Annotated in this window: 11 protein-coding genes and 1 tRNA gene; 11 read left to right on the plus strand and 1 reads right to left on the minus strand. The window is 26.9% G+C overall.

The features are described from left to right. Positions 1 to 66: 66 nt before the first annotated feature. The 7 genes from rdgB to BDU_RS01265 all read left to right on the plus strand — a co-directional run bounded on the left by rdgB (position 67) and on the right by BDU_RS01265 (position 8,905). Positions 67 to 666 (plus strand): RdgB/HAM1 family non-canonical purine NTP pyrophosphatase, encoded by a 600-nt coding sequence (rdgB, locus tag BDU_RS01235; RefSeq protein ID WP_012538013.1) that lies wholly within the window; start codon positions 67 to 69, stop codon positions 664 to 666. Positions 667 to 791: 125 nt separating this feature from the next. Then, positions 792 to 2,561 carry an oligoendopeptidase F gene (gene pepF, locus BDU_RS01240; protein ID WP_012538014.1) on the plus strand — a complete coding sequence of 590 codons (1,770 nt, stop codon included), beginning with the start codon at positions 792 to 794 and terminating at the stop codon, positions 2,559 to 2,561. Between the two features lie 14 nt (positions 2,562 to 2,575). Further along, a complete protein-coding gene (gene pcsA / locus BDU_RS01245; protein WP_012538015.1) occupies positions 2,576 to 3,280 on the plus strand; it encodes a phosphatidylcholine synthase in 705 nt (234 codons plus the stop codon). A 10-nt stretch (positions 3,281 to 3,290) separates the two neighbouring features. Next, positions 3,291 to 3,899 (plus strand): DedA family protein, encoded by a 609-nt coding sequence (locus tag BDU_RS01250; RefSeq protein WP_012538016.1) that lies wholly within the window; start codon positions 3,291 to 3,293, stop codon positions 3,897 to 3,899. Positions 3,900 to 3,917: 18 nt separating this feature from the next. Continuing rightward, a tRNA-Leu gene (locus BDU_RS01255) sits at positions 3,918 to 4,001 on the plus strand. A 97-nt stretch (positions 4,002 to 4,098) separates the two neighbouring features. Then, a complete protein-coding gene (gene leuS / locus BDU_RS01260) occupies positions 4,099 to 6,627 on the plus strand; it encodes a leucine--tRNA ligase (RefSeq protein WP_012538017.1) in 2,529 nt (842 codons plus the stop codon). A gap of 10 nt (positions 6,628 to 6,637) precedes the next feature. Then, positions 6,638 to 8,905 carry an efflux RND transporter permease subunit gene (locus tag BDU_RS01265; protein ID WP_012538018.1) on the plus strand — a complete coding sequence of 756 codons (2,268 nt, stop codon included), beginning with the start codon at positions 6,638 to 6,640 and terminating at the stop codon, positions 8,903 to 8,905. Between the two features lie 62 nt (positions 8,906 to 8,967). On the opposite strand, the gene lon is transcribed toward BDU_RS01265, so the two are convergent. Further along, entirely contained in the window at positions 8,968 to 11,418 is a 2,451-nt protein-coding gene (gene lon / locus BDU_RS01270) for an endopeptidase La (RefSeq protein ID WP_012538019.1), read from the minus strand. A gap of 167 nt (positions 11,419 to 11,585) precedes the next feature. On the opposite strand from lon, the gene BDU_RS01275 reads away from it, so the two are divergent. Genes BDU_RS01275 through rpsU form a run of 4 tightly spaced genes read left to right on the plus strand, consistent with a single transcriptional unit; the run spans position 11,586 to position 15,493 of the window. Then, positions 11,586 to 12,173 carry a hypothetical protein gene (locus BDU_RS01275; protein WP_318250773.1) on the plus strand — a complete coding sequence of 196 codons (588 nt, stop codon included), beginning with the start codon at positions 11,586 to 11,588 and terminating at the stop codon, positions 12,171 to 12,173. Between the two features lie 22 nt (positions 12,174 to 12,195). Then, positions 12,196 to 14,310, plus strand: a complete 2,115-nt coding sequence (gene recJ / locus BDU_RS01280) for a single-stranded-DNA-specific exonuclease RecJ (protein WP_041177770.1) — start codon at positions 12,196 to 12,198, stop codon at positions 14,308 to 14,310. Next, complete coding sequence (locus BDU_RS01285) at positions 14,310 to 15,266, plus strand: M23 family metallopeptidase (RefSeq protein ID WP_012538022.1); 957 nt, start codon at positions 14,310 to 14,312, stop codon at positions 15,264 to 15,266. The genes recJ and BDU_RS01285 overlap by 1 nt, the downstream gene beginning before the upstream one ends. 17 nt (positions 15,267 to 15,283) lie before the next feature. Then, positions 15,284 to 15,493: a 30S ribosomal protein S21 gene (rpsU, locus tag BDU_RS01290; RefSeq protein ID WP_012422030.1), complete on the plus strand. Its 210-nt coding sequence runs from the start codon at positions 15,284 to 15,286 to the stop codon at positions 15,491 to 15,493. Positions 15,494 to 15,511 lie beyond the last annotated feature (18 nt).

Below are 15,511 nucleotides of genomic sequence, written 5' to 3' on the forward strand. Positions count from 1 at the left end.
TAAATTATTTCTATAAACGTAACAGAAATATCAAAAATATACATAAATGATTTACTATTATATACAATGAAAACATTATTCTTTGCAACTAGCAATATAAATAAAATAAACGAAGTGAAACAAATCTTAGATATACCCAAAATAAAAATAGAGATTCCTCAAAATTTTGATATAAAAGAAACAGGAAAAACATTTAAAGAAAATTCACTATTAAAAGCAAAAGCTTTATTTAAAATTTTAAACAACAAACAACCTGTCTTTAGTGAAGATTCTGGATTATGCATAGAAGCACTAAATATGGAACCTGGTATTTATTCAAAAAGATATGATCAATATAAATTAGGAAAAAAACTGGACAACAATGAAAAAAATCATCTTATTATAGATTTAATGAGAGAAAAAAATAATAGAACAGCATATTTTATATGTGTAATCAGTTATATTGATGTAGATGGAACAATAAATAATTTTGAAGGCATGCTTAAAGGAACAATTGCTCTAAATATTGATTATTATCAAAAAAATGGATTTGGATATGATCCAATATTTTTAACTACAAATAATAAAAGACTAAGCGAATTAAATCTTGAAGAGAAAAACAAAATATCTCACAGAGGAATAGCATTTGATAAATTTAAAAAATTTTTAATGCAATTTTTAGATTAAGACCAAAAACTAAATTTTAAAAGCCAGTACAATCTCCAACTTAATTGTAAAATTATAAGTAAAGATTTAAAATGGTTATTATTCATAATTTATAAAGTTTTATATTAAACAATGGAGATAATTTAATGATAGAAAGAAATGAAATCAATGAAAATGACAAATGGGACTTATCTTCTTTATTTAAAGACAACGAAGAATATAAAAATACTGTTAAACAAATAAGATCAAAACTGCAAAATTTTAAAAAATACGAAACCTTAGAATTTGACCTAAATACGTTTAAAGAAGCAATAAATTATTATTACGAGATTGAAGAAGAAATAGAGAGAACAATATATTACACACACATTCAACTAGAAACAGACGTAAGCAATCAAACTTCAAATGAACTTCGTGCCATGAACATTAATCTAGAAACAGAAGCATCAAATATCACATCATTCTTTATTCCAAAAATTTTAAAAATAGAAACAACGAAAATAAAAGAATGGCTTCAAGACAAAGAACTTAAAGATAAAAAAATAGCTATTGAAAAAATTTTAAGAGAAAAACAACATATCTTAAGCGAAAATGAAGAAAAAATACTTGCCAATTACACATCTCTCTACTCATCATACAGTGATATATTCTCAGCATTAACAAATGCAGACATGGAATTTGGAGAAATCAATGGGCAATTATTAAGTAATTCCACTTACACCCTATTTCTTCAAAACGAAAATCAAGAAATACGCAAACAAGCTTTTTTAAAATTTTATCAAGAATATGAAAAACATGAAAATACACTGGCCAATCTTTTAATTGCTGATATTAATAAAAATAAATTTTTAGCAAAAACAAGAAATTTTCAAGACACTATCTCAATGAAGCTTTTTCAAAATAACATTGATAAAACAGTTTATACAAACTTAATAGAAACGGTTAATGAAAATTTATCTGTACTTCATGAATATTATGAATTTAGGAAAACAATACTTAATCAAGAATATTTAAATCATTATGATGTTTATGTTCCTTTAACAAAAAACATTAAATTTAAGCATTCTTTTCAAGAAGCTTGTGATAAAATTTTAAAATCACTTGAAATATTAGGAAGCGAATATATTGATGTATTAAGAAAAGGGCTTTTAGAAGAGCGTTGGGTTGACAAATACGAAAACAAGGGAAAAAGAGCAGGAGCATTTAGCGCAGGATCATATAATGGAAAGCCTTATATATTAATGAACTATAAAGATGAATCTATAAGAGATATGTTCACCTTAGCTCATGAGGCAGGACATTCAATGCACTCATACTTTAGTATCAAAAACAATCCATTCCCTCACTATCAATACTCCATTTTTGAAGCAGAAATAGCATCTACAGTAAATGAACAAATCCTTGCAGAATATTTACTTGAAAATGAAAACGACGTTGAAAAAATAAAATATATTAAACTAAATCAAATTGATGATTTACTTGCAACATTTTTTAGACAAACAATGTTTGCAGAATTTGAATATACAATTCACGAAATGATCAACAAAAATGAACCAGTAGTAAAAGAAACCATTAAATCAATTTACTTGAATTTATTAACAAAATATTTTGGTAAAAGTCTTAAGTTTGACCAAAAAAGCTCATTAGAATGTCTTAGAATCCCACATTTCTACTCTCCATTTTACGTATATCAATATGCAACAGGCATAACAGCTGCTCTTTTAATATATAAAAATATAAAAAATAACAAAAAAGATGCAACTAAGAATTACATCGACTTTTTAAAAACAGGAGGCTCAAAATATCCCCTAGATTCTTTAAAAGTTACCGGTGTTGACTTAAACTTAAAATCAACAATACAAAATACAATTAACATATTTAAAGAACATCTTGATAATGTAAAAAAATTATTTTAGTAAAGGAGTAAGCTTTGATAAAAATAAATCTTATTTTAGCTTGGTTAGTACATATTTTAACGGCTTCTGGATTAATAGTTGGTTTTTATTCAATAATTGCAATAATAAACACAGATTATAATCTCTTGATAAAACTTACGATTTTGGGACTTTTAATTGATGGAATTGATGGAACACTTGCAAGAAAGTTAAAAATCAAAGAAGCAATACCAACAATTAATGGAGAACTCCTTGACAACATCGTAGACTATATAAACTATACATTCATTCCAACAATATTCTTTTATTATAGTAATTTTATACAAGAGAAATATAAAATAATAATATGCATTGGAATTTTGCTTGCATCAGCATATCAATTTTCACAATTAGATGCAAAAACAAGTGATGATTATTTTAGAGGTTTTCCATCATTATGGAATTTTCTAATAATTTTCAATGTAATATTTGAAATTAACAAAAACACAAACATTATCATAATATTATCGTGTATTGCATTTAGTTTTGTACCAATTAAATTCATTTATCCATCAAAAACAAAAGAACTAAAATATATAACGCTTCCTATAACAATAATAACTTCCTTATTAGTAATACTAATAATATTCATCAAATTACCAGATATATATTTAACAATAGGCAAAACATTGATAATTATTTACTGTTTATATCTCATCTTAGCAAGCATATATTTAACTTGCAAAACAAAACAAAAATAATGAGTTATTTATGTACATAATATTAGAATTTATAGATCTAAATATTGCTTATGCACCAATTGTATTTTTTGGATTACTAATTCTTGCAGGCCTTAACATCCCAATTTCTGAAGATGCAATAGTAATAATGGGTGGAATACTTGCCAGTCGTAAAAACGAATATACAATATTAATATTTCTAGGAATTTTTTGGGGAGCTTATATTGGAGATATAATTTCATTTTATATAGGTAGATTCTTAGCTAATAAATTTCTTAAGCAAAAAACAAAAACAAATAACTTACTAGACAAAATAAATTACTACTATAAACACTATGGAAGTTTGACTTTACTATTTGGCAGATTTATTCCTTTTGGATTTAGAAATGCAATATTTATATCTGCAGGAATGGGCAACATGCATAGTAGTAACTTTTTTATAATTGACCTTTTTGCAGCAATGATATCAATTACTACCTACTTCACATTAAGTTTTAAAATAGGAGAATCATTTAATACAATATTCCCTAAAATAAGATTTATTTTACTAATAATATTTATCATAATAATAATACTGATCTTATTAAGATATATTCTAAAAAAGAAAAAACCTAAAAAAGTTGACAAACTTTTCGAATAGCAAATATAATATGTATGCGCTGTGGTGGTGGAAGTGGTATACACGCTAGCTTGAGGGGCTAGTGGGCGTAAGCCCATGCTGGTTCAAGTCCAGTCCACAGCATATATTAGGAGCAAATTAAGGGCTACAAAGTTTTAAAATAACAACATAAATGTGCTACGTCAATATTAACAGAGTGTTGCTATGCACTGAGGAATAAATGTCTAAATATGACTTTAAAAAAATAGAAAAAAAATGGCAAAATTATTGGGATAAACACAAAACATATAAAGTAAACGAAGATCCAAATGTTCCAAAAGAAAAAAGAATCTATATTCTTGACATGTTTCCTTATCCTTCAGCTAATGGACTCCATGTCGGACACCCTGAAGGTTATACGGCCACTGACATATTAACAAGATATAAGCTTTTAAATGGATTTAATGTACTTCATCCAATGGGGTTTGATAGTTTTGGATTACCTGCAGAAAATTATGCAATACAAACAGGAAAACATCCTAAAAAAATAACAGAAAAAAATATTGAAAAATTTAAAGAACAAATTAAAGCATTAGGATTTGCATATGATTGGGACAGAGAAATTAAAACTCATGATGTAAATTATTATAAATGGACACAATGGATCTTCCTTCAATTATATAAAAAAGGCTTGGCTTACACAAAAGAAATACCTGTCTGGTATTGTCCTGATCTTGGAACAGTGCTTGCAAATGAAGAAGTAATTCAAACACCCGATGGACCTAGATCAGAACGGGGGTTTCATAAAGTAGAAAGAAAACCTTTAAGACAATGGCTACTCAAAATCACCAAATATGCAGAAAGACTTATTAGAGATCTTGAAGAAGTAGATTGGCCTGACTCTGTCAAAGAAATGCAAAAAAATTGGATTGGAAAATCAACAGGAGTTGAAATTGAATTCTTAATAAAGGAAAGTAAAGAAAAAATAAAGGTATTTACAACAAGACCAGATACAATTTTTGGAGTAACATATTTAGTACTTGCACCAGAACATCCTATGGTAGATAAAATCACGAAAGATGAACTTAAACCTATAATATCAAAATATAAAGACAAAGAAATCCTTAAAAGCGATCTTGAGAGGACTTCTCTTGAAAAAGATAAAACAGGAATATTTACAGGGGCATATGCTATTAATCCAATAACTAAAGAGGAAATACCAATTTGGATAGGAAGTTATATACTTGGCACTTATGGAACTGGAGCTGTAATGAGTGTTCCTGCACACGATGAACGAGATTTTGAATTTGCAAAAAAATATAATTTGCCTATCAAACAAGTGGTCTCTCAAACTGGAACTAATGAAGTATTAATAAAACCATTTACCGAAAATGGTATTTCAATTAACACACCTACAGAATTTAACAATCTCAAAACTATAGAAGTAAAAACAAAAGTAATAAAATGGCTTATAGAAAATAAAATGGGCCAAGAAAAAGTTAATTATAAACTTAGAGACTGGATTTTCTCAAGACAGAGATACTGGGGAGAACCTATTCCTATTTTATTTGATGACAACCTAAATGAAATACCATTAAACGACGATGAACTACCCTTAACACTTCCAGACATAGAAAATTATAAACCATCTGGCACAGGAGAATCGCCTCTCTCAAAAATTAAAGACTGGGTAAATGTTAAACGTAACGGGAAAATATATAAAAGAGAAACAAACACAATGCCCCAATGGGCAGGCTCATGTTGGTACTATATACGCTACCTTGATCCTCATAACAAAAAAGAATTTGCAAATAAAGAAAAAATCAATTATTGGATGCCAGTTGATCTTTATATTGGAGGCGCTGAACATTCAGTGCTACACTTATTATACGCAAGATTTTGGCATAAAGTTCTTTATGATTTAGGATATGTTAATACAAAAGAACCCTTTAGAAAACTTATAAATCAAGGAATGATAACATCATTTGCATATCAAGACGAAAATGGTATTTTAATTCCCAATGATGAAGTGGAAAAAAAAGACAACAAATTTTTTTCAAAAAAAAATAATAAAGAACTAAAACAAATAATAGCAAAAATGTCCAAATCACTTAAAAACATAATAAATCCGGATGACATCATTAAAGAATACGGTGCAGATTCAATGAGAATATATGAAATGTTTATGGGACCTTTAACCGACTCAAAACCATGGAATACACAAGGACTCATTGGAATTTTTAGATTTTTAAACAAAATATGGCTCATCAAGAACAAAGAACTTACTAACGAAACACCTCCAAAAGAAATAATATCGGAACTGCATAAAACAATAAAAAAAGTTACAGAAGATATAGAAACTTTAAATTTTAATACCGCAATTTCAACATTAATGATATTCATAAACGAACTTCTAAAACATGAAAAAAATTACTTAAAAATATTTAGACCTATAAGCATTATCTTATCACCATTTGCACCACATTTAGGAGAAGAATTATGGGAATTCATGGGCGAACAATCCAGTATATTTAAAAATGCAAAATGGCCAAAATATGATTTAAATTCAATTATTGATGATACAAGAGAAATTGTACTACAGGTTAATGGTAAAACAAAAGACAAAATTATGATAAAAAAAGACACTGATGAGGAAACTCTTAAAAAGATTGCTTTTAATAATCAAAAAATTATACAAAATATAAACAATAAACAAATAATAAAAATTATTACAGTTAAAGACAAACTTGTAAATATAGTAGCAAAATAACGAGGCAAAAATGGATCTAGCGACTCTAGGTATTAAACATAAAGTTTTCATATTAACAACATTCACACTAATAACAATTGTTTTAGGATTTTTCTTAAAAGATATAAAATTTGACTCCAACATATTAAAACTCATACCAAAAAATGCACAAATTGAACAAACTCTAGACATAGACAAAAGTAGTTCTCTATTATCAACAATAGTAATGTTTAAAGACAAAAAAAATATTTTCAATAAAGAAACTTTTAGAAAAATTAATGAAGTAGCAAGTGATATAGTCAATATTTTAAAAGTAACACCCAACTCCGTTACAAGCATATTTACTTACTTCCCACAACTAAAAAAAGATGTATACACAGATGAAGATATAATCAATATAAAAAACAAAATTAACGCAACACCATTTATTAAAAAGCTATTTCTAAATGATGATGAAACTTTAATATACTTTATAATAATATCAACAACAGATACTAAGACAAACTTTAGTCGAAGCTTAAAAAACGAACTTGAAGCAATGGAAGACACAATTAAAAGACATGAAACTGATACTCTAAAACTTTACTTAACAGGAGATCTTGTAGTAAGAGAAAAAATACTCAATTATATGGCTGATGACTTTAAATTGTTAGGACCATTTGCTGCAATCGTAGTCATTGTATCACTCTATCTTATTGTAAAAAATATACTAGGAGCAATAATTCCCGTACTCATTGCAATATGTGCTTTAATTTGGACTTTTGGAATTAAAAGTCTTTTTATGTCTCCAATTACTGTCCCAGAAACAACAATGATAGTCCTACTAATTTCAATTGGATGTGCTAATGCTGTACATATAATAAATGGAGTATTAAAACAAATTAATAAAAATAAACCCTTAACCGAAACAGCCATCATAACTACAATTAAAACACTCAAAACACCAATAATTTTAACTTCTCTCACAACAGCTTTTGGCTTTTTATCGCTAATCACTTCATCTATTCAAGCATATAGAACAATGGGAATTTTTATGTCACTGGGTGTCATTATTGCAATGTTTATGTCCTTATTAGTACTACCTGGAATATTAGTTAAAACACCATTTAAACATAATAACAAAAAAAACACTCATACTTTTCTTGAAAAGCTTTCGCTAATAAACCAAATAATTACAAAATGGATATTAAATAACAAATACATTTCATTCATTATAACCGTAATAATTTTACTGAGCTCAATTATAGGACTTTTTAAAATAGAAATTAATTTCGATGAAAAAGATTATTTTAAAGAAAATACAAGTGTCAAACAAACACTTAACTTGATGCAAAAAGAAATAGGAGGAACCTCAGTAATTAAAATTGAAATTAATGGCACCCCAGGTGAATTTAAAAATGAACAAAAAATGAAAAATTTGGATTTAATTACAGATAATATTGATAAATTCAGTTATAAAACACAATCCAATTCAATAAATGGCATTATAAGACTTATGAATTTTAAATTTAAAAAAGAAAATCCCAAAGAATACAGATTACCTGAAAATCAAGCTGTATTAAACAAGCTAATACTATTAATTAGCAGAAGCAATTCCATTAAAAATATGACTAATATGTATATCAATAATGATTGGTCGCAAATATCAATTATTATAAGAACTGATCAAAATTCAACTGAAGAAATTAAACAATTTGCAGACTATGCAAGCAATGTGATTGATAAATATATGCCAGGACATGAATACCATTTTTCAGGTGCTTATGACAAAATACCTATATCACAAACTATGGTAAGAGAACAAATCACAAATATTATTACAACACTTAGTGCAATAGCAATATTACTAATAATATTCTTTAAATCCATAAAAACTGGGATTATCATTGCAATTCCAGTAGCATGGTCGGTATTTTTAAATTTTGCAGTAATGAAACTTTTTGGAATAACATTAAATCCTGCAACAGCAACAATTGCCTCTGTTAGTATGGGCATAGGTGTAGATTATTCTATTCACTTCTTTAATGCATTTATATTAAACTATCAAGTAACTAAGGACTATAAAAATGCTTTACTTGAATCAATTCCTAACGTATTTAATGGAATATTTGCAAACTCAATATCGGTAGGAATAGGATTCTTAACATTAATATTTTCAACTTACAAAATAATTGCAACACTTGGAGCAATAATAGCTTTTACCATGTTAACAACATCTATTGCATCATTAACACTACTTCCATTATTAATTTATATATTTAAACCAACTGTTAAAACAGTAAGTACAACAAAAGTGTAAAGATTACAAATAATATATCTCAAAAACATTAAAACACAAATTAAACTTAAAACTTTATAAAATCAAAATAACAATTTAATTACTTCTTTCATACTATCTACAAGATGAAAATTTATACCATTTTTAATATTAATAGGAATATCATCAAGATCTACTTTATTTGCTTTAGGAATAATAATGTGCTCAACACCATTTCTCTTAGCAGCAATTATTTTGGCTTTCAATCCGCCAATAGCCATTACATTACCTGTTAATGATAACTCTCCTGTCATAGCCAAATTGGGTCTTACAGTCTTATTAAGAGCCAGAGATATAAAAGCACTAGCAATAGTAATTCCAGCAGAAGGCCCATCTTTTGGAGTAGCACCTTCTGGAATATGCAAATGTATCATGTATTTTTCAAAAAAGGACTTATGCACTTTAAGTTCATTACTAATACTATTGACATAAGTAAACGCAATATTTGCAGATTCTTTCATAACATCTCCAAGCCTACCTGTCAACTTAATACCAGGAGATTTAGATTCAGTCTTTACAGTCTCAATAATCAAAGTTGACCCACCATAATTGGTCCATGCAAGACCCATTACCATACCTGGAGACATAGCTTTATCTAAAAATTTTTCTTTTCTAAATACAGGAATGCCAATATACTCTTCCAAATTTTCCTTAGAAATCTGATATGCTTTGACAGATTGATCTTCAACAAGCTTTCTTGCAATTTTTCGAACAATTTGTTTTAAATATTTCTCAAAATTTCTCAGTCCATTATCTCTAGCATATTCTCTAGCTATCTGAACAAGAGATGAACTTTGAAATTTTAAGGAATCTTTATCAACACCATTTTCCTTTAAGACCTTTGGTATCAAATATTTTCTTGCTATCTCTATTTTTTCATCATCAACATATCCTGAGAGTTGAATTACCTCCATCCTATTTAATAAAGGTGTAGGTATTGTTTCAAGAGAATTGGCCGTTAAAATAAAAAATACATTAGAAATATCAAAAGGCAAATCAAGATAATGATCTCTAAAATTAACATTTTGTTCGGGATCTAAAACCTCAAGAAGAACTGAAAACGGATCTCCATAATGAGAAGACGATACCTTATCAATTTCATCTATTAAAAAAACAGGAGAATTTGTTTTTGTAATTCTGAGTCCTTGAATAATTTTTCCAGGTAATGCTCCTACATAAGTTCTTCTATGTCCTTTAATTTCTGATTCATCTCTTATACCACCTACAGAAAATCTAAAAAATTTCGTATTAAGAACTTCAGCAATAGCTGCTCCTATCGAGGTTTTACCAACCCCAGGTGGACCAACTAAAAGCATAATAGCCCCTTTTTGAGATTTTCTTAATTTAAGGACAGAAATATATTCAAGAATTCTATCTTTAACCTCCCTCATGCCATAATGAGTTTTATCTAAAATTTTTTCTGCTCTTTGTAAATTAAATTTATCAAAATCAACCTTGGTATCTTCCCAAGGAAGATTTGTAATAAGTTCAAGATAATTCCTAACTACAATATACTCAGACGAATGTCTCTCAAGAAATGAAAACTTCTCAAGCTCCCTTCCAACCGCATCTAAAGCTTCTCCTTTTAAAGCTAAAGCATCTATTTTAGATTTCATTTTTAAAAATTCACTATTCTTCTCATCTCCAACACCAAGCTCAGTCTTAATAGCTTTAAGTTGTTCCTTTAAAAAGAACTCTTTTTGCTGTTTTTCTAATTTTTCTTGAATACCTTTAGCAATTTTATTTTGAATCTCAATCAGGTTTAATTCTTCATAAAGCAATTCTAAAACCTTTTTAAGCCTATCCTTAACACTTAATGTTTCAAGCACCTCTTGATGAGATTCCTTTGAAGACGCTATCATTCCTGCAACAACATCACATAATCTACCCTTATCTTCAATATTCACCATATTTAACTGAAATTCGGGCATTTTCCTATGTGAGAATATTTCTTTAGTTTTAAGTAAAATACTACTATAAATTGCTTTTAAATTAACATCATACTTTTTAATTGGAATTTGCTTTAAATAATCAACTTCAATTATTGGAAAATCCTCATTAAGAACAACTTTAACAAATTTAACTCTATCAATAGTGGAAACAAAAATATTATATCCACCATCAGGAAGATTAATCTTTTTTACTATTTTAGCAGTAACACCAACAGAATAAATATCCTTCTGATAATTAATAGTTAATTTACCATCCTTATTATTCCCTGATTTTTCTAAAAATTTATCACGCAAAACAAATAAAGAAATAATTCCATTACCTTTAATAACATAATCAACAGCCTTCATATCAATATCAGAAACTATAACAATTGGAATAAACATACTTGGAAATACAGGATGTGATGGAACAGCAATTAAAGGTACTCTTACGGGTTTATCAAAATGTGGCAAAATGCCTCCAGAGTTCTTTGAACGCTTCTTTTCCTTAGAAACAGTATCTTTTATTTCTTCCATAAAGTATTCAATCTCCCTAGATTTCATTATAACAAAAGAAAATTTTTATGAGAATTCATTTAATAATGAATTTTTTTATTATACAATAATGTATAATGCTGTTTAACAAAATCAATGCTATAATAACAAATCTATATCATAAAAAAAATTATTCATTATTAAACCTATTTCATTCAAAAGGAATCATTCATACAATGATTCATGATTACACCATAGAAAAGTTTAAGTTAAATATAAATAACTTAGTAAAAGCCAATTTTGAAATAGTAAAAAAAAACAACTTATGCAAAATAATAGAAGTTAATGATGAAGAATTTATTGTTCAAGACTTAACATACGAAAAACTAACAATTATTAAACTATGGATCAAGCTTATTAATTTAAGTTTTGATGAAGGAGAATGCTTCAAACTATTTAACGAAGCTACAGAAATGCTAAATAATTCAAGCTTAGGAAAAACACAATTAATTGACTTGCAGTACAAAATAAGATTTTTAATAATCAAAGGACTTTTATATTTATCAAACTTATGTTTTCAATGTAATAAACAAATAAAAGAAAATTATTATTACGACACACACATTTATGGTTTTAATTGCATCAAATGTTCCAATAATAAAAATCAGTACATTAATACAGAAAGTTTTAAGTACTTAGAAAACACAACTCAAACAAATATAAACACAACTTTAAATGCAAAATTAACTAACAGAACAAAAGAACTTCTAACATTTATGATTAAAAACAAACTAAATAGAGAATTTGAGCAAATACTACTCTAAAGAAAGCAAATTGGAACAAGAAATGAAAATCTGGAAAAAAAAAGAAATTGATATTGCAGAAAAAAATATAGTTAACATTAAAAAAAAATATAATATCAGTCTTTTTGAAGCAACACTACTACTTAGCAGAGAAATTAAAGAAGAAGATTTCTTATTTTTCTTAGAAAGCAGTGTCAATTTAATGCACAACCCATTTTTTTTAAAAAATATAGACAAATTTATTTATAGAATAAATGAAGCCATTTTAGAAAAAGAAAATGTATTAATCTTTGGAGATAAAGACGCTGATGGAATCACAGCAACAATAATAATGTATGAAACTCTTAAAGATTTTGGTATTAATGTAACTTATAAAATACCATCTAATGGAGAATTTTATGGGCTTACAAAAGAAGTTATTGATAAGGCATTTAACGACAAAATAACACTAATAATCACTGTTGATTGTGGAATTTCTAACATTGAAGAAATAAATTATGCAAGATCAAAAAATATAGAAGTAATAATTACAGATCATCACCTTCCAAACAAAGAAATCGACACAGAAAATATTATCATAGATCCCCATTTAAAAGGTGATCTTTATCCATTTAAAGAAATAGCTGGATGTTATGTAAGTTTCAAAGCATGTCTTGCATTATATCTTTCTACTACCAATTTTTATAACAAAGACTTAATATTTATGTTTTTAGAAAAATTCGAAAACAATATCAAACTTCATGCAATAGAAATTAACAATTACATTTTAAAAAAGCATATAACTCTAGACAATAATAACGATTTACAAATTAATATTAATCAAATAGAAGAATTTTCACAAAATAAACACATAATTGTATTTAATAAAATTGAACAAGCTCAACTTTTAAATGAATTTTTTAAACAAAAAATAGATATAGAAATCATTGATATTAATGAAAATTTTATAAAAAAATATCCCAAACATGCCAACAAAACACTAAAAGAACTTATGCAAATTACCAAATATTTCAAATATAGAAAAATTAATATTTATGAAAAACTGTACTATATGTTCTATAACATAATATTTGAAACAAACAAAAATTTACTGCAAAATTGCCTTAAAAGGCTTAAATTTGTTGCAATAGGAACCATAGCTGATAATATGCCAATTATTGATGAAAATCGAATAGCTGTAAAAGAAGGACTTAAAGAAATAGCATTAAGAGAAAATATATCTATAAATTATCTATTAAAAGAAGTCAATATATTAACAAAACCAATAATCACTTCAACAGATATTGCATTTAAAATTGCACCAATATTAAATTCAACAGGAAGACTTGAAAAAGCAGACATTACAATACGATTTTTATTAAGTCAAGATACTAATAAAATAGAAAATAAATTTAAGGAAATCAAAAATATAAACACTTTAAGAAAATATAAAGAAGATATATCTTGGAATACTCATAATGAAAATACCATTTTTAAGAATGATAAATTCATAGTATGCTATGACAAAAATACTCCAAAAGGAATTAGTTCTAGAATGGCAACAAGACTCTCATCCTATTATAAAAAAGTCGCTGTCTTTCTTACTAAACAATCAGATATAATTAAAGGATCTATTAGATCAAATAATAAAGTAAATTCCAAAGAACTAATTTCAATGATCCCAAAACATCTAATAATAAATTCTGGAGGGCACAAAGCTGCTGCTGGATTTACATTGTATGAAAATGTACTAAACGAATTTATAAGAGAACTTGAAAATGCTCTCAAAAAAATAGAATATAAAGAATTACAAGAAGATTCAATACTAATTGATGCTATAATACCTCAAGATTTAAGTAAAACAGAACTTATCAAAACAATAGATTTGTTTGAACCATATGGACATGATTTTAGAGAATTTATTTTAATGATGGAAAATGTATGCATTCAGGACATCAGAACAATTGATAAAAATGGAACTTCAAAACACATAAGCATGAAAATCATTAATAATATAGATTATTATAAAGCAATTTACTTTAATGGCACTCAAACTATTCAAGAACTTGGCATCAAAGATGGTCAAAATATAGACATAATATTCACAATCAGTGAAGATATTTACAATCAAAATGATAAAATTTTAAAAATTATTGATATAAACAAGAGAAAAAATTAGTGCACAACATCAAAAAACTTTTATTTATATTTACACTTGCATTTATATTTATAATAGGATTATTTAAAGTTAATGCAAAAAATAACGATATTACAAAAATATACTATAAAAAAGAGACCTTTCAAGGGGGAAACATCTATTTTATAAGCAATAAAAACTTTAAAAAATTATCTCTCTTATCAACAAATCAAAAACCCATTTTAAGTACATCGCCTTTTAAGTGTAATATAAGTAATAAAGACTACTATATAGCTTTAATAGGAATCACACCAATGATCAAAGAAGGAAAAAGAAAAATTCAAATAGAGTTTGAAAATAAACAATACATAAAGGAAATTGAAATCAAAAAATTCACATTCAAAAAAACAACTGTCAAACTTAATAAAAGCAAATCTAAACTTATCAAAAGTCAACAATCACCTAAAGCAAAAAAACAAGCTCTAACATTATGGAATATCATTGGAAGTGTAGGTGATACAACAATTTATCATTATGATACATTTGTCCATCCAATAAAAGATAAATATCAAATAACTAGTCCTTATGGAGACCAAAGAATTTATATGCAAGACAATCAAAAAATATCAAGCCAAAAAATACATAACGGAAAAGATTACGCGCCATTTAAAAAAGAAAAAACACCTATTTTCGCAGCTGGTAGAGGAAAAGTAGTATTTGCAAGAGACAGAGAAATCACTGGCAAAACCATTATCATTCAACATTTACCAGGAGTATTTACAATTTATCTACACCTATCAAAATTTGGAGTTAAAGAAAATACAATAGTAAATACAGGAGAATATATCGGTAATGTCGGAAATACGGGAATATCAACAGGTCCTCATCTACACTTTGAAATTAGAATTAATGGAATCGCAGTAAATCCAGATTTTTTCTTAGAAGAAATGCTTATTGACAAAAATCAAATAATCAATAACACTAAAAAGATAGAGTAAAAAAAGGGGGTGATTTTTTGGTAACTGTCAATGTGGACAAAAATGAAGGATTGGAAAAAGCATTGAAACGTTTTAAAAGAATGATTGAAAAAGAAGCAATCATCAGAGAATGGAAAAGAAGAGAATATTATGAAAAGCCATCTACTATTCGTGTTAAAAAAGAAAAAGCATTCAAAAGAAAACAAGCAAAAAAAGTAAGAAAACTAAAACAAAAAATTGGTAAATAATAAAATCAGGATATTCAT

Origin of the sequence: Borrelia duttonii Ly, assembly GCF_000019685.1 — a bacterium.
Taxonomy (GTDB): domain Bacteria; phylum Spirochaetota; class Spirochaetia; order Borreliales; family Borreliaceae; genus Borrelia; species Borrelia duttonii.

What these genes read in the sequence shown, in the direction of transcription:
- rdgB (WP_012538013.1), top strand. Translation starts at nt 67, where the DNA reads ATGAAAACATTATTCTTTGCAACTAGCAATATAAATAAAATAAACGAA.
- pepF (WP_012538014.1), top strand. Translation starts at nt 792, where the DNA reads ATGATAGAAAGAAATGAAATCAATGAAAATGACAAATGGGACTTATCT.
- BDU_RS01250 (WP_012538016.1), top strand. Translation starts at nt 3,291, where the DNA reads ATGTACATAATATTAGAATTTATAGATCTAAATATTGCTTATGCACCA.
- leuS (WP_012538017.1), top strand. Translation starts at nt 4,099, where the DNA reads ATGTCTAAATATGACTTTAAAAAAATAGAAAAAAAATGGCAAAATTAT.
- BDU_RS01265 (WP_012538018.1), top strand. Translation starts at nt 6,638, where the DNA reads ATGGATCTAGCGACTCTAGGTATTAAACATAAAGTTTTCATATTAACA.
- lon (WP_012538019.1), bottom strand. Translation starts at nt 11,418, where the DNA reads ATGAAATCTAGGGAGATTGAATACTTTATGGAAGAAATAAAAGATACT.
- BDU_RS01275 (WP_318250773.1), top strand. Translation starts at nt 11,586, where the DNA reads ATGATTCATGATTACACCATAGAAAAGTTTAAGTTAAATATAAATAAC.
- recJ (WP_041177770.1), top strand. Translation starts at nt 12,196, where the DNA reads ATGAAAATCTGGAAAAAAAAAGAAATTGATATTGCAGAAAAAAATATA.